The organism is Yoonia sp., from assembly GCF_046498525.1.
GTDB lineage: Bacteria > Pseudomonadota > Alphaproteobacteria > Rhodobacterales > Rhodobacteraceae > Yoonia.
This window is the reverse complement of record NZ_JAWOAN010000067.1, coordinates 1-19678: the sequence shown is the minus strand read 5'-3', so window position 1 is coordinate 19678 and position 19678 is coordinate 1. Positions and strand designations below refer to the sequence as shown.

16 protein-coding genes are annotated in these 19678 nt (G+C 58.0%); 10 read left to right on the top strand and 6 right to left on the bottom strand.

Annotated elements, in window-relative coordinates; translation table 11 throughout:
• Both R6T97_RS04370 and R6T97_RS04365 read left to right on the top strand, forming a co-directional pair.
• The coding region (locus tag R6T97_RS04370) for a glycine cleavage T C-terminal barrel domain-containing protein (protein WP_410348082.1) at positions 1-1293 on the top strand (1293 nt) is incomplete at its 5' end.
• On the top strand, positions 1286-1852 hold the full coding sequence (locus R6T97_RS04365) for a sarcosine oxidase subunit gamma (protein WP_410348081.1): 567 nt from the start codon (positions 1286-1288) through the stop codon (positions 1850-1852). The genes R6T97_RS04370 and R6T97_RS04365, both read left to right, overlap by 8 nt.
• A 275-nt stretch (positions 1853-2127) precedes the next feature.
• On the opposite strand, the gene R6T97_RS04360 is transcribed toward R6T97_RS04365, so the two are convergent.
• Entirely contained in the window at positions 2128-2436 is a 309-nt protein-coding gene (locus R6T97_RS04360; protein WP_410348080.1) for a hypothetical protein, read from the bottom strand.
• A 368-nt stretch (positions 2437-2804) separates the two neighbouring features.
• On the opposite strand from R6T97_RS04360, the gene R6T97_RS04355 reads away from it, so the two are divergent.
• Both R6T97_RS04355 and R6T97_RS04350 read left to right on the top strand, forming a co-directional pair.
• A complete protein-coding gene (locus tag R6T97_RS04355; protein ID WP_410348079.1) occupies positions 2805-3404 on the top strand; it encodes a superoxide dismutase in 600 nt (199 codons plus the stop codon).
• 73 nt (positions 3405-3477) lie between these two features.
• The gene (locus R6T97_RS04350; protein ID WP_410348078.1) at positions 3478-4449 is read left to right on the top strand and encodes a threonine/serine dehydratase; all 972 of its coding nucleotides are present in this window, start codon (positions 3478-3480) and stop codon (positions 4447-4449) included.
• Here the strand turns inward: R6T97_RS04350 and R6T97_RS04345 are convergent.
• Complete coding sequence (locus R6T97_RS04345) at positions 4444-4998, bottom strand: TIGR00730 family Rossman fold protein (protein WP_410348077.1); 555 nt, start codon at positions 4996-4998, stop codon at positions 4444-4446. The two genes, R6T97_RS04350 and R6T97_RS04345, sit on opposite strands and share 6 nt — an antisense overlap.
• A 111-nt stretch (positions 4999-5109) precedes the next feature.
• Between R6T97_RS04345 and R6T97_RS04340 the strand changes: the two genes are divergently transcribed.
• From R6T97_RS04340 to R6T97_RS04330, 3 genes are all read left to right on the top strand, one after another.
• Positions 5110-6294, top strand: coding sequence for a LysM peptidoglycan-binding domain-containing protein (locus R6T97_RS04340; protein ID WP_410348076.1), 1185 nt, complete (start codon positions 5110-5112; stop codon positions 6292-6294).
• Positions 6295-6360: 66 nt separating this feature from the next.
• Positions 6361-8187 carry an ABCB family ABC transporter ATP-binding protein/permease gene (locus R6T97_RS04335; protein ID WP_410348075.1) on the top strand — a complete coding sequence of 609 codons (1827 nt, stop codon included), beginning with the start codon at positions 6361-6363 and terminating at the stop codon, positions 8185-8187.
• 207 nt (positions 8188-8394) lie between these two features.
• Positions 8395-8799 carry a c-type cytochrome gene (locus R6T97_RS04330; protein ID WP_410348074.1) on the top strand — a complete coding sequence of 135 codons (405 nt, stop codon included), beginning with the start codon at positions 8395-8397 and terminating at the stop codon, positions 8797-8799.
• Positions 8800-8805: 6 nt separating this feature from the next.
• On the opposite strand, the gene R6T97_RS04325 is transcribed toward R6T97_RS04330, so the two are convergent.
• Both R6T97_RS04325 and R6T97_RS04320 read right to left on the bottom strand, forming a co-directional pair.
• Positions 8806-12498, bottom strand: coding sequence for an efflux RND transporter permease subunit (locus tag R6T97_RS04325; RefSeq protein WP_410348073.1), 3693 nt, complete (start codon positions 12496-12498; stop codon positions 8806-8808).
• A complete protein-coding gene (locus tag R6T97_RS04320) occupies positions 12495-13733 on the bottom strand; it encodes an efflux RND transporter periplasmic adaptor subunit (RefSeq protein ID WP_410348072.1) in 1239 nt (412 codons plus the stop codon). The genes R6T97_RS04325 and R6T97_RS04320 overlap by 4 nt, the downstream gene beginning before the upstream one ends.
• A 268-nt stretch (positions 13734-14001) precedes the next feature.
• Here R6T97_RS04320 and R6T97_RS04315 point away from each other — a divergent pair, with 268 nt between their 5' ends.
• From R6T97_RS04315 to der, 3 genes are read left to right on the top strand one after another with little or no spacing between them, the layout of a single operon-like run.
• Positions 14002-14658 (top strand): tetratricopeptide repeat protein, encoded by a 657-nt coding sequence (locus tag R6T97_RS04315; RefSeq protein WP_410348071.1) that lies wholly within the window; start codon positions 14002-14004, stop codon positions 14656-14658.
• A 21-nt stretch (positions 14659-14679) separates the two neighbouring features.
• The gene (locus R6T97_RS04310) at positions 14680-15978 is read left to right on the top strand and encodes a PQQ-binding-like beta-propeller repeat protein (protein ID WP_410348070.1); all 1299 of its coding nucleotides are present in this window, start codon (positions 14680-14682) and stop codon (positions 15976-15978) included.
• A gap of 49 nt (positions 15979-16027) precedes the next feature.
• Positions 16028-17473, top strand: a complete 1446-nt coding sequence (gene der, locus R6T97_RS04305; RefSeq protein WP_410348069.1) for a ribosome biogenesis GTPase Der — start codon at positions 16028-16030, stop codon at positions 17471-17473.
• On the opposite strand, the gene R6T97_RS04300 is transcribed toward der, so the two are convergent.
• Together R6T97_RS04300 and serS are read right to left on the bottom strand one after the other, a co-directional pair.
• Positions 17460-18179: a hypothetical protein gene (locus R6T97_RS04300; protein ID WP_410348068.1), complete on the bottom strand. Its 720-nt coding sequence runs from the start codon at positions 18177-18179 to the stop codon at positions 17460-17462. The genes der and R6T97_RS04300 overlap by 14 nt on opposite strands.
• Positions 18180-18266: 87 nt before the next feature.
• Positions 18267-19559 (bottom strand): serine--tRNA ligase, encoded by a 1293-nt coding sequence (gene serS, locus R6T97_RS04295; RefSeq protein WP_410348067.1) that lies wholly within the window; start codon positions 19557-19559, stop codon positions 18267-18269.
• Positions 19560-19678: the final 119 nt, after the last annotated feature.

The window sequence follows — 19678 nt, the reverse complement described above, 5'->3', positions numbered from 1 at the left end:
CTTTCTCAATCTCTGAACGCCGATATTCCAAACGTGGGTACAACCACGTTCCGGCCACCCTACACGCCTATCTCGATGGCATCTATCGCTGGGGCTGCGCGTGATGAATTGTTCCAGCCTGTGCGCAAGACACCCGTATCGGATTGGTCCAACGCCCACGGCGCCGACAATGAACCTGTCGGCCAGTGGCGCAGGCCCTTTGCCTATGTGCGCACCGGCGAGAGCGTGCATGACGCGGTCAGCCGCGAGGTCAAGAACACCCGCGAAAACCTTGGCTTGCTGGATGCATCAACCCTTGGCAAACTGATCGTCAAAGGGCCGGATGCGGGCAAGTTTCTGGACATGATGTACACCAACATGATGTCGACGCTGCCTGTCGGCAAATGCCGGTATGGTCTGATGTGTTCCGAAAACGGGTTCCTCATGGATGACGGCGTTGTCGTGCGCATGGCCGAGGATACATGGCTTTGCCACACCACGACAGGCGGGGCCGAACATATCCACGCTCACATGGAAGACTGGTTGCAGTGCGAATGGTGGGATTGGAAAGTCTATGTCGCCAACGTAACCGAGCAATATGCACAGATCGCGGTGGTCGGCCCGAATGCGCGCAAACTGCTGCGCAAGCTGGGCGGCATGGATGTGTCCGCCGAGACGCTGCCATTCATGCAGTGGGCCGAAGGCAAGATCGGCGAATTCGATGCGCGGGTTTTCCGCATCTCTTTCTCGGGCGAGTTGTCTTTCGAAATCGCCGTGCCTGCAGGACAGGGTGCCGCGTTCTGGGCGGCGCTGATGAAGGCGGGCGAGGAATTCGGGATCATGCCTTATGGCACAGAGACGTTGCACATCCTGCGCGCCGAGAAGGGCTTTATCATGATCGGGGACGAGACCGACGGGACAGTGATCCCGCAGGACCTGAACCTGCAGTGGGCGCTGTCGAAAAAGAAGGAAGACTACCTTGGCAAGCGTGCGCACACCCGCAGTCATATGGCGGACCCTGACCGCTGGAAACTGGTGGGGCTGCAGACAGAAGACGGATCGGTTCTGCCGGACGGGTCTTATGCTATTGCCGCAGGTACGAATGATAATGGCCAGCAGAACACGCAAGGGCGTGTGACCTCGACCTATTATTCCGCCAATCTGGAGCGCGGGATTGCCATGGGGTTGGTGCACAAGGGGCCAGATCGTATGGGTGAAGTGATTGAATTCAACAAGGTCGATGGCACCACAGTGCGGGCCAGGATCGTCGATCCTGTATTTTATGATAAAGAAGGGGAGAAGCAAAATGTCTAATGCTGTCAGCGCACTGCAAGGCAAAGTTGCCCCCGGTGAGGTCACGATCCGCGAGGCGGGTCTGCGTGGCATGATCATCCTGCGGGGTGAATTGAGCGACAAGAAACTGCGCAAGGCTTGCACCGATCTGACAGGGGCCAAGATGCCCGAACAGGGGCAGGCAAACTGCGAGGGCGAAAAAGGCCTGTGCTGGATGTCGCCGGACGAATTACTGGTGTTGGTCCCTTACGGCGATGTGGCGCAGGCCGTCGCGCAGATCGATACGGCGCTGGACGGTACGCATTATCTGGCTGAAAACGTGTCGGATGCGCGGGCGCTGATTGTGGTCGAAGGTACTTTCGGGCGCGAAGTGATCGCCAAGCTTGCGCCGGCTGACCTGCACCCCGACAGCTTTAAGCCGGGCGATTTCCGCCGCACGCGGTTGGGGCAGGTGGCAGCAGCGTTCTGGATGCGCGACGAGGACACGTTCGAGGTGATTTGCTTCCGCTCGGTCGCTGAGTACACGTTCGGTTTGCTGGCAGTGTCTGCGAAAGCGGGGGCGGTGGGGCACTATCGTTAACTTTACGCGGGGGTCTAGGCCCGGAAAGATAAGGCGCTTTGCTTTGTAGTACGGCGAGTATGGCGGGGGCGTGCTACCAAAACGCAGTTATTCGCAAAAAAAATCTGAGCGGAGCAATTAGAACCGTTCCTACGTTCAATCATTACACGTGTTTCACAGGACAAGACCCGTCTCGACACGAAATCTAAATGTCAGCGCGTCAAATTGAGAGATACATAAAAAAACGCCACTTGCGAAAGTGGCGCCTTCGATCTTGGTTCACATCTCAGTTGTGATCAATCTGTACTGGCGCAGCCATGCTTTTCATTCTCATGACACTGGCCATCAGTATCGTTCTCGGCATTATTGTTTTCAAGCGAACCGCCTGGTGCATCCTGATCACCGTTGCCCCACCCGTTATTCCCCGACCTTTTCAGGCATTTTACAAATCCATCCTGATCGCTAAACTTATCAATAGCAGCAACATGAAGATCACCATCGACAATTAGGCCGTTGCAGTCATTACCGTTGGCATAACTAGCGTTCGCAAAGGACATTGATGTGACTGCCACCATGCCCATTATAAAGACTTTCAGATGATCCATAGTACTTTTCCTCATTACGCTTTTTGGGTTCATGTACCTAATTAATGAATAAGGCTACCATGAAAAGAGCGTGATTGTTATATTTAAAATTGCATTGTTGCATGTAAAATGACATTGCCGCTAAATGTGTCTTTTTGTTGCCGTAAGGGCGTCATTTTCCGTCTTTTTGCATGAATTTACATGAATTTAGATGAATAAAACCGCTGGAATTCAGGTTTTGTGGCGAATCATGATCCGCGTAAAGGATACGCATGATATGTCGCAAATGATCGCGCACTGCGCGGGAATACGGCGTCTTGCCCTTGACGTCGCACGCTGATGTGACATCTAAAAAGGATACATGTCCTCAACTCAGAAAGTTATGAGCAATGGCCTTTTCACTCCCCGATCTTCCTTATGCACACGACGCGCTTGCCTCCAAAGGCATGTCAGCGGAAACGCTCGAATATCACCACGATCTGCACCACAACGCCTATGTCACCAACGGTAACAAGGCGATTGAGGGCACGGAATGGGAAAATAAATCCCTCGAAGAAATCATTGTCGGCACGTACGACAAATCTGCCGTGGCGCAGAACGGTATCTTCAACAACATCAGCCAGCTTTGGAACCACAACCAGTTTTGGGAAATGATGGCCCCGGGCGACAGCGCCATGCCAGGCGAGCTGGAAAAAGCACTGGTCGAAAACTTTGGTTCGGTCGACGATTTCAAGTCGCAGTTCAGCGCGGCAGGTGCCGGTCAGTTCGGTTCAGGCTGGGCGTGGCTGGTCAAGAACCCTGACGGTTCCTTGGCCGTGACCAAAACGGAAAACGGCGTGAACCCGTTGTGCTTTGGCCAGATAACGCTGCTGGGCTGTGACGTGTGGGAACATTCCTACTACATCGATTTCCGCAACAAGCGCCCTGCGTATCTGACGAACTTCCTTGATAACCTCGTGAACTGGGAAAACGTCGCGTCGCGCATGTAATTCCGGTCTATCTGGACAAACTTAAAGGCCCGTGGGACATCTGTCCGGCGGGCCTTTTGCTTGGGAGAAAACGATGATCGGACCAACCTTAGACAAGATCATTGCAGCTATGGCAGAGGTGCAGGCGGACCTGATTGAAACGCCTGTTTTGCCGCTCGCTTCCGCGCGATGGAACGGCATCTTGCCGGATTGTGCGGGTGTCACCGTGAAGCTGGAACTGTTTCAGCAAGCAGGATCATTCAAAGCACGCGGTGCCTTGCTGGGGATGCGCCATCTTGATGCCGCGCAACGCGCCGCAGGGGTTGTTGCGGCCAGCGGCGGCAACCATGCTTTGGCGGTATCTTGGGCCGCACAGGCCGCTGGTGTCGATGCCTTGATCGCGATGCCAAAGGCGACGGATCCGGCGCGCATCGCAGGATGCGAGGCACAGGGCGGGACTGTCACCCTGCATGACGATATGGCGGCGGCTTTTGCGGCGATGACTGCAGCGGCACAGGATGGCCGGACCCTCATGCATCCGTTTGAAGCCGAACATATGATTCTGGGGTCTGCGACCTGCGGTTATGAATATGCGGTACAAGCCCCGCATATCGACACCTTTGTCGTGCCCATCGGCGGGGGCGGCATGATCAGCGGGATGGCCTGTGCGATCAAGCACATGAACCCCGATGCGCAGATAATCGGGGTCGAGCCTTTTGGCGCAGATAGCATGTCACAGAGTTTTGCTGCCGGTAAACCGGTGCGGCTGGATCAGGTCTCGACCATCGCCGACAGCCTTGGTGCGCCTTTGGCGATGCCGCTGACCTATGCGGTCGCGCACGCCCATGTGGACCGCATTGTCAGGATCGCGGATCGCGAGATGTTGGCGGCGATGGAGATTTATCAAAATGTCCTGCGGATCACGGCCGAACCGGCATGTGCTGCGTCGCTTGCAGCAATTCTTGGCCCCTTGAGGGACGATCTGGCTGGGCGTCAGGTCGGGATCATCGCCTGTGGGTCGAACATTTCGCTTGATCGCTATGCGGTGTTGATGGCGGCTCTATAGGCTCGCCTTCAGCTTTGCTTCCAGATCGGCAACATCCTCTGCCACCTGTACGAAACTCAGGATATCGTCGCCGGCAAAGCCGTTGTCGACCACATGTTGCAACAGTTGGCAAAGCGGGTCCCAGAAACCGTCAATATTCAGCAAGATCAGCGGTTTGTTGTGCAGTTTAAGCTGCCGCCACGTGAGCGCCTCGAAGAATTCGTCCAGTGATCCCGCACCGCCGGGCAGCACGACCACGGCTTCGGCATTCATGAACATCACTTTCTTGCGCTCGTGCATCGTCTCGGTCACGACAAAGCTGTCAAGGTCGCGTTTGCCCACTTCCCATGCCATCAAATGCGTCGGGATCACGCCCATGGTTTTGCCGCCCGCCTGTTGCACGGCGTTCGCCACACGACCCATCAGCCCTACGTCGCCTGCCCCGTAGATCAAACGCCATCCGTTCGCGGCAAGCATCTTTCCGGTTTCGTCCGCCGCCTGTGCAAATTCGGGCACATTGCCGTCCCGAGAGCCACAGTATACGCAAACTGAATTTGGATATGCAGACATTGTGGCCCTTTCGCGCTAGCTTCGCTTTGACCGGTCATAGCCGCGTTGTTAAGCTGTCTCAAGTATCGAGGACGGGGCAGCTGACGATCGACACTGCATAAGGGACGAAACGTGACAGAAGACGTGAAATCAGGCGCAAGGCCTGTGGTGCTTGGCGGTCTCGTGGCGGTTGTGATCGGCGTCGTGATATTCTTGCTGATGCCACAGCCAGACATTGCCGCGCCCCCGGTCCCCGCCGCCAGCGAACTGGCACCCGCCGCGGTACCCGAGGTCGTCGCGGATGCGCCCGAACCAGAACCTCAACCTGAACCAGATCAGGTGCCCCAAGTACCCGTGTTCGATACCTTCCGTGTCGACCCCGACGGGAGCATGGTCATCGCAGGGCGCGCAGAACCGGGGCAAACGGTTGATGTGGTGCTGGCCGGAACTGCGATTGACCGCGTGCAGGCTGACGGCACTGGCAGCTTTGTATCGTTGCCTGTGGCGGACCCTTCAGGACAGCCCCGCCGTCTTTCGCTCTTGGCCGATCCCGAGGGCGCGGCGGTTCCATCGACGACAAGCTATATCATCGCACCCATCGCCGAACCTGTCGTTGTTGCCGCCGCACCGGAACCGGACGTGGTAGAGCAAACGCCAACCCAAGAGACGGAACCGGTGGTGGGTGACGCCCTTGCCACCGATGCTCCCGAAGTCTCTCAGGCGCCTGTTGTTGACGCACCCGTCGCGGCCCCCGCTCCGCCGACCGTTTTGCAGGCGGATGCAGGCGGTGTTCGTGTCGTACAGGGCGCGCCGACGACCAGTGACCCGCAGGTGGCTCCCAATGTGGCCCTTGATGCCATTACCTATGACCCCTCGGGCGAGGTGCGGCTGTCCGGACGCGCGATCGGCGATGGCGCTGTGCAGGTCTATATCGACAACGAACCCGTCATGGCAGCGCCTGTGACCGAAGGCGGCGACTGGCGCATTAATCTGCCCGATCTCGACACAGGCGTATACACGCTGCGCATTGATGAGGTGGACACAAACGGTGACGTGGTCTCACGCGTTGAAACGCCATTCAAGCGTGAAGAACCACAGGATGTCGCTGCGGTTCTGGCAGAAGAAACATCTGTCGAAGGGTTCGAAGTCGCGGTCCGCACGGTACAGCCCGGAGCGACCCTTTGGGCTATCGCGGAAGAAAACCTTGGGCGCGGCATTTTCTATGTCGAGATATTTGAAGCCAACCGCGATCTGATCCGCGATCCGGACCTGATTTACCCCGGTCAGATTTTTCGTATCCCCGAGATCGAGCAATAGGCCGCGCGCCTCTGGTCATCCCCGAAAAGGGGTCTTAGAAGTGACGCCTGCTTTTCTGGAGTTTCCATGCGCGGTCTAGCCAAAACCGATGACAATCTGAGTGACGCCCAAATTCAGGGCTGGAGCGTGATAAAACGCGTCGTGCCTTACCTGTGGCCGGAGGGTCAGACATGGGTCAAGCGCAGGGTTATCATGGCGTTGGCGGTCCTGTTGCTGTCCAAGGTGATCGCGGTCGGCACGCCGATCCTTTACAAGCAAGCTGTTGACGCCTTGGCCCCTGAAGGGGCTGACGCCGCGACCGTCCTTGGCCTTGGCGCTGTGGGGCTGACGCTGGCCTATGGATTTGCGCGCCTGATGACAGTGGGCTTTCAGCAATTGCGCGATGTGGTCTTCACAAAGGTTGGACAACGCGCGTTGCGGCAACTGGCGTTGGAGACATTCACGCATATCCACCGTCTTTCCATGCGCTATCACATCACCCGCAAGACAGGTGGTCTGTCGCGGATTATCGAACGCGGGGTCAAGGGCGTCGACTTTCTTCTGCGGTTCCTGCTTTTCTCGATGGGACCGCTGGTTCTCGAGCTTATGATGATCTCGGTCGTGCTCTTTTTCCTGTTTGATGTCTGGTATCTGGCTGTCGTTGTTCTGACCATCGCGCTCTATGTCTGGTTCACGTTTAAAGTGACCGAATGGCGGGTCAAGATCCGCAAGGAGATGAACGATCAGGATACGGATGCCAACCAGAAGGCCGTTGACAGTCTGCTCAATTTTGAAACCGTCAAATACTTCGGTGCCGAACACTGGGAGGCGGACCGCTATGACGTGGCGATGGCCAACTACGAAAACGCGGCAATACGCACAAATTACTCGCTCGCCTTTCTGAACTTCGGCCAGTCGGTCCTGATCACGGGTGGGTTGGTCGCCGTGATGGTGATGGCTGCTGTCGGGGTGCAACGCGGTGATCTGACCGTCGGCGATTTTGTGATGGTGAATGCCTATATGATCCAGATCACGATGCCGCTGAATTTTCTTGGCACGGTCTATCGTGAAATCCGGCAGTCCCTGATTGATATGGGTGATATGTTCGAGCTGCTTGGACAACCCGCCGAAGTGCAGGACAAGCCCGACGCGAAGGAGCTGAAGGTCAAGGGCGGGCGTGTGACCTTGCAGAACGTGACCTTCGGCTACGATGATGCCAGACCGATCCTGAAGGGTGTCAGCCTTGAGGTCGCACCGGGTGAAACGGTGGCCATTGTCGGTTCGTCCGGATCAGGCAAGTCAACGATCGGGCGATTGCTGTTTCGGTTTTATGACGTGGGTGGCGGGGCCCTGCTGATCGACGGACAGGACGTCCGCGATGTGACACAAGACAGCCTGCATGCGCAGATTGGCGTGGTGCCGCAGGATACAGTGCTTTTCAACGATACGGTGCATTACAACATCGCCTATGGGCGACCTACCGCATCCGAGGAGGAAATCATTGCGGCCGCGAAGGCTGCGAAAATCCACGATTTCATCACCAGCCTGCCCGACGGGTACCAGACGACGGTCGGGGAACGCGGGCTGAAGCTTTCGGGTGGTGAAAAGCAGCGCGTGGGGATCGCGCGGACCCTTCTCAAGAATCCGCCAATCCTGTTGCTGGACGAGGCGACCAGCGCGTTGGACACGGAAACCGAGAGGGGGATTCAGGCAGAGCTCAAGGCAATGGGGGAAGGGCGCACCGTGATCACAATCGCGCACCGTCTGTCGACCATCGCTGACGCGGACAGGATCGTGGTGCTTGAGAACGGTGTCATCGTTGAAGAAGGGCGTCATGATGATCTGCTGACCGCTGAGGGACGGTATGCGCACCTCTGGAACCGGCAGTCGGAAGAAGAAGCAGAAGACGCGTAGCCACACTCGTTTTGCGGGATTGATGAAAATCAATTGATGGGTGTTTTTTCCTTTTAGACAGGACTCAGCGCTTTGCCTGTGCGGCACTGTTTCGTGTGTGAGGTTATCCAAAACCAGCCGATTGGGTGTTGATGAGTATGCCGTGCCAGGCAAAGCGTGCCTGAATTATTCCCCGATGCCCCGGGGATAAGCATGAGGAGGAACGCTATGCGACTTGCATCATTTCTGACGGCAGCCATCCTGACCGGGTCTGCAATTTCAGCAGCACCCGCCATGGCTGACGACACGGGCCAAACACTTTATGTGGACGCTTGTGCCAGTTGCCATGGTGTTGCGGGATTGGGGCGGGGTCCGATGGCAGAATTGATAACCGTCGGAGTGCCAGGCCTGCGAGACCTGTCAGAAAAGAATGACGGGGTTTTTCCGATGCTCAAGGTGATCCAGATTATCGACGGGCGCACCGGGGTGCGCGGGCATGGCAGCGAGATGCCGGTTTGGGGCAGCGAATTCAAAGCAGAGGCGCTTGATGAAGCCGGCGTCTACGGCAGTGAAATCTATGCGCGGGGCAAGATCCTGTCGCTGCTCTATTATCTTGAGTCGATCCAGATGTAGTGAAACCTATTCTGCGGCTTGCATTGGTTGTTCAAGCTCCAGTGACGGCACGTTGTCCGGCGCACCTTCGTCCCAAATGAATTCGGGTGCCTTGATGCGTTTGGCCTGCCGTGACAATGCCCAGTCGCGGGCCGCTTTGCTGCTGCGGCCCAAGGAAAGCTTGGCCAACAGTTGTGCAAACCACTGCACATAAGTGACGAACCAGACGCGGATTGCCAGCATGGATGGCGTGAAGACCAGCGTCAGCATTGTTGCGATGCCAAGGCCAAAAACAACCGCTGTTGCCAATTGTTTCCACCAGAGCGCTGTAGGGCTATCGATGGAATACCCTCCGTTCATGAAATCGAGGCTGAGGCCGAACATCATCGGCGCAAGGCCCGCCATCGTTGTGATCGTGGTCAGCAGCACGGGCCGGATACGGTCCTCGGCCGTGCGGGTGATCGCCTCGGTGCGGGGCATGTATTTGCTGTATTCCTGATAGGTGTCGATCAGGATGATATTGTTGTTCACCACGATGCCTGCCAAGGCCACAATCCCTGTCCCCGTCATGATGATCGAGAAAGGTTGATCCATCACCAGCATCCCCACCAGCGACCCTGCGGTCGACATGACCACCGCCATCAGCACAAGGATGGAATTATAGATGCTATTGAACTGCGCCAGCAGGATGATGAACATCAGGCCCAAGGCGCCGGCAAAAGCCGTTTGCAGGAAGGCACCCGATTCGGCTTGTTCCTCCTGATCGCCGGTCCACTCCCATTCGATCGATGCAGGCAGGGGCATGGTGTCGAGCCAGTCTGTCAGTACGGCAATCCGTTCGTTCGCATTGAGCGGCGTTTCCGACGTTTCGGCGTTGTTCACAAATTCGCTGAGGCTGGCAGAGGTCGTGCTGCCAAGCAGCGTCACCACCTCGTAGCGGCCCATGCCGGTCGCGTCGTCGTTTGCGATGCGTACGACCGCGATGTTTTCACCGCTCACGCTCAGGTTTGTCAGACCCGCAGCAACACCCGCCTTGACGTCAAAATACCGTTTTTGGTCGATCCGGTCGATCTGTGCCAGTTTTGCGACCGGTGTACGTGCAATGAAATTCGATAGCGGGATCAGCCCCTGATTGGTCCGCACCTTCAGGCTGTCGAGGGTAGAAAGCACGCGGTCCTGCTCTGGCAGGCGGACACGAATGTCGATTTCCTCGTCCGAGGTATCGACGCGCATCGTATCAAGCAAGATACCGCGCGTGACCATTTGCACCATGGCCCCCACGGTCGCCACATTCGCGCCAAAGCGCCCCGCTTTTTCGACATCAACGTCGATCTGCCAGTCGATGCCGGGCAGGGGCAGTGAATCCTCGATGGTGATCAGACCGGGTGTTTGTTCGAATTGCGCACGGACAGTCGCGGCGGCTTGGCGCAACGCGTCCCAGTTGTCGCTTTTCAGGCGCAGATGCACGGGCTTGCCCGATGCAGGTCCGCGTGACTGTGCCAGAATTTCGGTTTCGATGCCGGGGATCGTGTTCAACTGCTCTTGAAGCTCTGCCAGAACGACGTCGCCGTCCAATTCCGCGATACCTGCGCGATCCTCCCACGGAATCGTTTCAAGCTGCACTTGGCCGATGGTGTCGCCGGGGGTGCTTGCGCCACTGGCATCGGTGTTCAATCCGCCATCTCCGGCGAAGGAAAATGCGGTAATCACACCGGGATGTGCCAAAACGATTTCTTCGGCCTGACGCACCAGATCGTCTTTTTCTTCAAGCGACAGGTTGCCCCGCGCGCGCACATAAACGATGCCCTGCTCGGGTTCGGATTCGACGAAGAACTCGACTCCGTTGTTATTGGCTCCATAGTAGCTAAAGATCGAAATGACCGTGAAGGTAACTGCACCCACCGTGACCAGCGGCATGATCGGGTTGCCGGCGATGAAATGCATGAAATGGCCAAAGGGCGAACGGTGATAGCCCGATTTGACTGTTTTTGCCTGCCGTTCGATCTTGGCCGCGCCGACGGTGATGGACAACAGGAAGGCCCCGACGATGAAAAGCACCATACCGGGAAGAGAATCAACGAATCCGCTGGTTTGCACGGCTTCAACTGTCAGATAACCGGGGTTGAGCGTAAGCATCGCACCGGTGAAGACAACCATGACAGCAGGGATGACCAACAGCGCACGGACGACCCATGGCAGATGGGCACGCAACGTGTCGGAGGCATTTCCGAAAAGGCGGCTCATGCGGCCTGTCACACCGCCCATGACCGGCAGATAGACCAGCGCCACGATAAGGGATGCGCAAAGCACGAAAATCAGGGTGACCGGCAGCATACCCATGAATTCACCCGGGACACCCGGCCAGAACAGCATCGGCAGAAAAGCGCACAGGGTGGTCGCAGTGGAGGAGATGATCGGCCAGAACATACGCTTTGCTGCCTCTACATAGGCGTGCATCGGGCCGGTACCTTCCCTGATGCGCTTGTCGGCATATTCCACGACGACGATCGCACCATCCACCAGCATACCGACCGCGAGGATCAGGCCGAACATCACGATGTTCGAGATCGTGATTTCCATCACCGCAAGCAGGGCGAAACACAACAAAAACGATGTCGGGATGGCGAAACCCACCAAAAGGGCGGGGCGGGTGCCCAAAGCGGCCAGTACGACAATCATCACCAATGCAATGGCGGTCAGGACCGAGCCTTCCAGCTGGCTGACCATCGACGCCACGTTACGGGACTGGTCGTTCGAGGTGCCGACCTGAATGGCTGATTGCAGTTCCGGCGACCAGCTTGCGCGTTCTTCCGCGACGACCTCTTTCACAAGGGCGGCAGTGTCGATCAGGTTGAAGCCTTTGCGTTTGACGACCTGCAACGCCACGGTGTTCACGCCGTTGAAGCGCGCGGTGCCGACGCGGTCTTCGAATGTCAGGCGGATCGTTGCCAGATCACCCAATGTAATCACCCGGTCGCCGTTGGTCTTGACGGGAAGATTGTAGATGTCCTGCGCTTCGTTGAAGGACGACGGGATTTTGACTGCAAACGTACCTTGTGCCGTTTCAACCTCGCCTGCGGCAATCAGCAGGTTGTTGTTTGTCACGACGCCGATCAACTCGCCTGCGGTCACGTTGTAGGCTTCCAGCCGCAGCGGGTCGATCACGACCTCGAGCATTTCGTCACGTTGGCCTGCAAGACCTGCTTCCAGCACGGCATCAAGGCCTTCGATGCGGTCCTGCAGGTCTTTGGCGACGCGCAGAAGTGTGCGCTCGGGCACCTGACCGGTCAGGTTGACGATGATGATCGGAAATTCGGAGAAGTTGATCTCGTTGATCGAATACTGATCAGCCCCGCTTGGAAACCGCGCCTCGGCGTTGTTCATGGCAGAGCGGATGTCGGCGATGATCTTGGTCTTGTCCCAGCCGAATTCGAATTCGAGCGCTACACCGGCATAGCCTTCGGCGGCGGTGGCCGACATGGATTTCAGCCCATCAAGATCCGACAGTTCCGTTTCCATCGGCTTGACAAGCAGGGTTTCGCTATCTTCGGCGGAAATGCCGGGAAAAGGGACCGATACAAAGATCGCTGGGATTTCGATGTCCGGCTCACCTTCTTTCGGCAGGCCCACATAGGCCATGCCCCCTGCAAGAAGCGAGAGGGCAATGAAGGCAAGCACCATCCGGGCGCGCGAAGCTGCCCAGTCAACAATTCCAGTCATCCCTTGGCCTCCGTGAAGGTCGGCCTAACCTGCACGCCCTCTACGACGAATTCCTGCCCGACCGTGATGATATCAATCGCTTCGGGCAGGTCCGTCACCCAAACACCCTCGGCGGTGTCCCGCAGAATGGTCACGGGCATGAACTGCACCATGTTGCCGTCGGCGATGGTCCGCACGCCCAAGACGCCATCGTCATCAAGCGTGAGCGACGATTGCGCGACAAGATGCGCTGTGCGCCCTTCAGACGCGATGAGGATCTCGGCGGTCTGCCCGTCGCTGATGGCAAGGTCATCGTTTGCCACTGTCACCTCGACACGGAATGTGCGGGTCAGGTCATCGGCGCTGCGCGACAGAAAGGTCACGCGGCCTTGCGCCCGTTCACCATTGGTCAGGCGGGCACCGGCCATCGCGCCGAGATTGACCTTGGACACGTCAGCTTCGGGCACAAAGCCGACAAGCTTGATTTCGTTAAGCTGGATAATTGTCGCACATGGTGTGCCCGGCTGCATCAGCGCGCCAAGTTCGGCGGTGTCCGTTTCCAGCAGGCCAGAAAACGGGGCGGTGATCGTCAGTTTGTCGATTTCGCGCGCGGCAAAGGCGACCGCGGCTTGCGCGGATTCGATGCCGGCCTGCGCAGATGCGACGCCAGACCGCGCCCGCTGCAAGGAAGCCGTTGCCGACTCCATCGCGGCTTGCGCACTCACAAGACGGGTTTCCGAGGCAAAGCCATCTTCGGACAGGCGCTGGGCCGCGTTGAGATTGATCTCGGCTTCGCGGATACGGGCATTGGCTTCGATCACATTGGCTTGGGCCTCTGGGACACGGGCTTGCGCTTCTGCGCGGCGCGCACGGGCTTCGGCCAAAGATGCTTCGCGGGTGCCGGGGTCGAGGCTGCAGAGCAACTCGCCTTCATTGATGAAAGCGCCCTTGCGGCGGGGCTCTGAAATCACGAGGCCGGATGTTTCCGATGCGACGGTGACCTGTCGTGCTGCTTCTGTTCGTCCGCGTAGGATAACCGCACTGTCGATCGTCCGGGCAACGGAATGCGTAGCGACCACGCCGACAAGGGATTCTCCGGTTTCCGCAACGTCGTCAGCCACAGCGCCGTCTGCAGATTGGACTGTGTTTTCGGCAGGTGCGCTTTGTGCAAATCCGACAAGCGTGTCACGCTCGAACACAACCATATATAAGCCAGCCAGCACGATGAGCGCGGTAAGCACCGGAATAAATTTCATATCGTCGTCCCTTTTGGCGTCCCGTGATTAACCGGCAGCCTTATTGTAAGTGCAGTATCGTTACGTGTGGGTTTGTGGTGTGGATCACAATATTGTACTAAACCATTCAGTTTACTTTATACAAAAGCGGACACAGCGGCAAGCGCACTTTTGCGTGTGGATTGCAGGAATAGCGGCGCAATTTACCCTGACCTCTTGTTCATTGCGGCGGCTTCACGATATGTACCCGAAAATACGTCTTTAAACCTGCAAGAAATTGGGGACCAGGGTGAGCGACAGCGACAGCTTTATCAACGAAGTCACCGAGGAAGTCCGCCGCGAAAAGCTGTTTGGATACCTTCGCCGCTATGGCTGGATCGCAGTGGCAGCGGTTCTTTTGATTGTCGGGGGCGCGGCATGGAACGAATACCGCAACGCGCAGGCGCGTAGTACAGCGCAGGCAACGGGTGACGCGCTTCTGGCTGCCTTGGAAGAGAACGACCCTGCTGCGCGTGCCGCCGCGATGGCCGATGTGGACGCCGAGGGTGCGGCAGTTGCCGTGACGTTGCTTTTGCGGGCCGCCACGCAGCAAGAGGCGGGTGATCTGGCAGCTTCTGCCGATACGCTTTCTGCTGTCGTCACCAACCCCGACCTGCCAGAGATGTATCGCGATCTGGCTGCGTTCAAAGCGGCTATGTTGCCAACTGACGATACTGCGGCGCGACGCGCAAACCTCGATGCGCTTTCCCAGCCGGGCCAACCGTTCCGTCTGCTGGCTCTTGAGCAGATTGCCTATTTGACCTTGGCGCAGGGCGACAGGGATGGCGCAATCGCCATCCTGCGCCAGATTGAAGAAGATGCCGGTGTGACACGCGGCTTGCGTGAGCGGGTCCAGACCCTCATGGTAGCACTGGGCGAGCCGTCGCCCGATCCTGTGAACCAGTAAAGCGCAGATTGGATCTGACCCGTGACTTCAAGAGCAAGCATCGCCGCCGCCCTGAGCCTTGTTGTATTGGCAGCATGTGGCGATGATGATGTGATCCTGCCCGGCGATCGGTTCGATATCCGGGCGCAAACGGTTTTCGAAAACCAGGTTTTACCAGTCAGCCTACCCGCCGCGCGCATCAATGCGGACTGGGGTCATCGGAACGGCAGCCCGAGCCATAGGATCACGCATCCGGCACTTGGCGCGGACCTGCGTCCGCTGTTTGTCGCTGACATCGGTGAAGGCGACAGCAAAAGTGCGCGGATCACATCCCATCCCGTTGTCGCAAACGGTGTAGTCTACACGGTTGATGCACGCGCGCTCGTGACTGCGACCACCGTTGGTGGCGCAAATCTCTGGACCCGTGACCTGACACCGACGCGCGATAACGCGGCCGATGCCTCGGGCGGCGGGATTTCGGTTGGCGGCGGGCAGGTCTACGTCACAACCGGATTTGGTGAAATTACGGCGCTTGATGCAGCCACTGGTGCTGAAATCTGGACCCAAGACCTTGATGCGCCAGCAAACGCCGCGCCGACTTTGCGCGGTGATCTGGTCTATGTCGTGGCACGTGACAGCACGGCCTGGGCGCTTGATGTCTCCAACGGGCGTATTCGCTGGCAACGCTCGGGTGCGCCATCGACGGCCAATTTTGCGGGCGGTGCGTCACCTGCCGTCAGCGGCGAATTCGTGGTGTTTCCGTTTCCGTCCGGCGAGGTGCTGGCCACCTATCCGCGCGGTGGCCTGACCCGCTGGTCCACCTTTGTTTCAGGGGACCGCATTGGCAGCGCCTCCAACGTGATCAACGACATTTCGGGTGATCCGGTCATTGTCGGCGACCGCGTCTACATCGGCAACTTCGGTGGCCGGACCGTTGCAATCAATCTGGATGATGGTGAACGGCTGTGGACCGCCACCGAAGGCGCAGTCAGCCCGGTTTGGCCTGTAGGCAATGCGGTTTTCCTGATCAATGACCTCAACGAGCTGGTCCGACTTGATGCCAATTTGGGCAATCCTGTTTGGCGCACGGCTTTGCCAACCTTCGAGGACGAAGAACGGACACGCCGCCAAAAACGTGTCTTTGCGCATTATGGACCTGTTCTGGCAGGTGGGCGCTTGATTGTCACATCTTCTGATGGCTTAATTCGCCAGTTCGATGCTGCCTCCGGTGCCTTGCTTGACGAGATTGATCTGCCCGGTGGCGCGGCCTCTGGCCCTGTTGTCGCCGGAGAGACCCTTTACGTGCTGAGTAAAAACGGGCAATTGCACGCTTTCCGTTAAGCCTGAAGTGGTGTAGCTGCGCAGGCGTATACCGTCAGGAGCTGACAAAATGACCTTTACCCTCGCAATTGTGGGCCGTCCTAATGTGGGCAAATCCACCTTGTTCAACCGTCTGGTTGGCAAGAAACTGGCCTTGGTCGATGACCAGCCGGGGGTGACGCGTGATTTGCGCGAAGGCGAAGGACGCATCGCGGACCTGCGCTTTACTGTGATCGACAGCGCCGGACTGGAAGAAGCGACCGACGACAGCTTGCAAGGGCGGATGCGCCGTCTGACCGAACGTGCGGTGGAAATGGCCGATGTCTGCCTTTTCATGATCGACGCACGGGCAGGGGTGCTGCCTGCGGATGAGGTCTTTGCCGACATCCTGCGCAAGAAGAACGCCAATGTGATTCTGGCCGCCAACAAAGGCGAAGGCAAAGCCGCTGATGCCACGATCCTCGAGGCCTATGCGCTGGGGCTGGGCGAGCCGATCCGTTTGTCTGCCGAACATGGCGAGGGAATGGGCGAGCTGATGGATGTGCTGCGCCCTATTGCAGATGCACATGCTGAAAAAGCGGCTGCTGATGCGCCGGAAGTCGACGTTGACGTAGGCGACGATGATGAGGACGCCGCACGCATCCCGACCTCTGCCAAACCGTTGCAGATTGCCGTTGTGGGGCGGCCCAACGCGGGCAAGTCTACGCTGATCAACAAGATCATCGGTGAAGAGCGCCTGCTGACCGGGCCGGAGGCGGGCATCACCCGCGATGCGATCTCTGTTAAACGGGACTGGGGCGGGGTGCCGATGCGAATCTTTGATACCGCAGGTATGCGCAAGAAGGCCAAGGTGCAGGAAAAGCTGGAAAAGCTGTCTGTGTCCGACGGATTGCGCGCGGTAAAATTCGCTGAAGTCGTGGTTGTGTTGCTCGATGCCGAAATCCCGTTCGAGCAGCAGGATTTGCGCATCGCCGATCTGGCAGAGCGTGAGGGGCGTGCCGTTGTCGTCGCCGTCAACAAATGGGACATCGAAGGCGAAAAGCAAAGCAAGCTCAAAGAGTTGCGGGAAAGTTTTGAACGGCTTTTGCCACAGTTGCGTGGTGCACCGCTGGTTACGGTCTCGGCCAAGACGGGCAAGGGGCTGGACCGTTTGCAGCAGGCCATCATGCGCGCGCATGAGGTGTGGAACCGCCGTATTTCAACTGCGAACCTGAATCGTTGGCTGACCGGTATGCTTGAACAGCACCCGCCACCGGCACCCGGCGGTAAGCGGATCAAGATGCGGTATATGACGCAAGTGAAGACACGCCCGCCTGCGTTTGTGGTGATGACGTCACATCCGGATTTGATGCCGGAAAGCTATAAACGCTATCTGGTCAATGGTTTGCGCGTCGACTTTGATATGCCCGGCACACCGATCCGGTTGTTCCTGCGCGATCAGGGCGACAAGAACCCCTACAAGGACAAGAAGTCAGCGCAGCCGTCGCGCCTGTCAAAGCACCTTAAAAAGGGGTAGCGCGACCGTTAGCGCGTGTCGCTGCGATCAAGCCCAGCAGGATCACGATGCCAACCCCGGCGAGTGCGGAAACTGTCCATGTCGCAAGACCGTTCGCGACGATAATGCCGACGAGCGCCCAGATCACGGTCAGGCCGTAGAACGTGCTCGTTCGGCGGATCAAAACGAGGCTTGCAACGATCAGGGCGCCGATGATCCCGATGTATGCCCAGCCGAGCGCACCCGTTAACACGCCATAACCAGCCGCCGTAGTACCCAGCGACACGAAGGAGGCGGCGGTCAGCCAGCCCGCGTAAATACCGACAGGGACCTTGAACAGCCATTGGTCCTTTTGCGGCGCGCGCATCATGGCGGCGATCGCGGTAGCGGCCATCACGAAGATCAGGATCGTGGCCCAGATTGCGCTGGCGTTCGCGACCGTCAGCCATGGCGTGCCGACAGCAAGGCTGATGATCAGTGGTTTGCGGGCCTGATCCCATGCCGCATCGTCAGCCCGTTTGAGCATGCCGTAAATCGCAGAAACAACAAGCCAGCCATAGATCAGCCCCCAGATTGCAAAGGCATATCCTTCGGGTTGGATGGGCGGGTCAATCTGCGGGATCGGAAGTTGATCTTCGCGGAAACCGCTAAAAGGCCGTGTCAAAGCCGGAGACACAACAAAAGTTGCGGTGAAAACGAGGGTCAGGAGTGCATAGATTTTGTTCATGATTCTGACTATAGCGCCGTCAGTTCAGGTTGCATCTAAAAGATGCGAAAAAAGCAGGCGTGCTGCTGACGCCCCTTTCCCGCAAACTCAGGCCATCTGCCCGTCAGCATTGATCCGTGTCTTGCCCCGCAGGTAAGGATGCAGCGCAGCGGGCAGGTCAACCGATCCATCCGCCTGCTGCCCGTTCTCGACCACGGCGATCAGCGCGCGACCAACGGCCAGGCCCGAGCCGTTCAGCGTATGCACGAACTGCGGTTTGCCGCCACCTTCGGGCTTGTAGCGCGCGTTCATGCGTCGTGCCTGATAGTCACCAGCGACCGAAACAGAGCTGATCTCGCGATAGGTATTCTGGCCGGGCAACCAGACTTCGATATCGTGGGTCTTGCGCATCCCCGCACCCAGATCGCCGGTGCACAGCACGACGGTACGGTAGGGCAGGTCCAGCTTTTCGAGGATGGTCTGCGCGCAGTTTGTCATGCGGTCATGCTCTGGCGCGCTGTCCTCGGGGCGCGTGATGCTGACCATTTCGACCTTTTCGAACTGGTGCTGGCGCAACATGCCCGAGGTGTCGCGGCCCGCACTGCCCGCTTCGGAGCGGAAACACTGGGTGTGCGCCACATAGCGGCGGGGCAGGTTGCTTTCTTCGAGCGTCAGGCCGTTGACGATATTGGTCAATGTGACCTCGGCCGTCGGGATCAGCCACCAGCCGTTTGTCGTCTGATAGCTGTCTTCGCCGAACTTGGGCAACTGTCCGGTGCCGTACATCATCTCTTCACGCACCAACACGGGCGTGATGGTTTCAGTCAACCCGTGTTCTTCCACATGCACGTCCAGCATGAACTGCGCCAAAGCGCGATGCAGGCGGGCCACGGCACCAGAGAGCAGGACAAAGCGGCTGCCGGACAGTTTGGCTGCCGTTTCAAAATCCATGCCGGGGCGAATGGCTGGAATGTCAAAATGCTCCAGCGGCGCGAAATCGAGGGTCCGCGGTGTGCCCCATCGATGGAGTTCCACGTTGTCATCTTCATCCTGACCATCCGGGATGTTCTCATCTGGCAGGTTGGGGATACCCATCAGCAGATCTTTAAGGGCGGCATCTTCGGCCTTGGCCTCTTCGCTGAGACGCTGCGTTTCAGCCTTCTTTTGTTTCGCCATCGCTTTGTTGAAGTCGGCTTGATCAAATTCTTCTTCAGCGATTAGACGTCCGATGCTGCCTGCCAACCTATTTGCTTCGGCCTGCGCGGTCTCAGCAGCCAAAATCTTGGCGCGCCGTGCTTCATCCATTGCCAAGATCCGGGATGATACCGGTGCAATGCCGCGACGAGACAGTGCCGCATCAAAAGCGGCGGGGTTGTCACGGATGGTGCGGATATCATGCATGGCATCGGTCCTTGTGCGATGTTTCAGTGCGGGTCATATGCCTGATTGTGGGGTGCAAGTGAACTGCGAATTTAGGAGTAAGGTTGCACAAGCCAACGGCTGGCCTTGCCATAATCGCG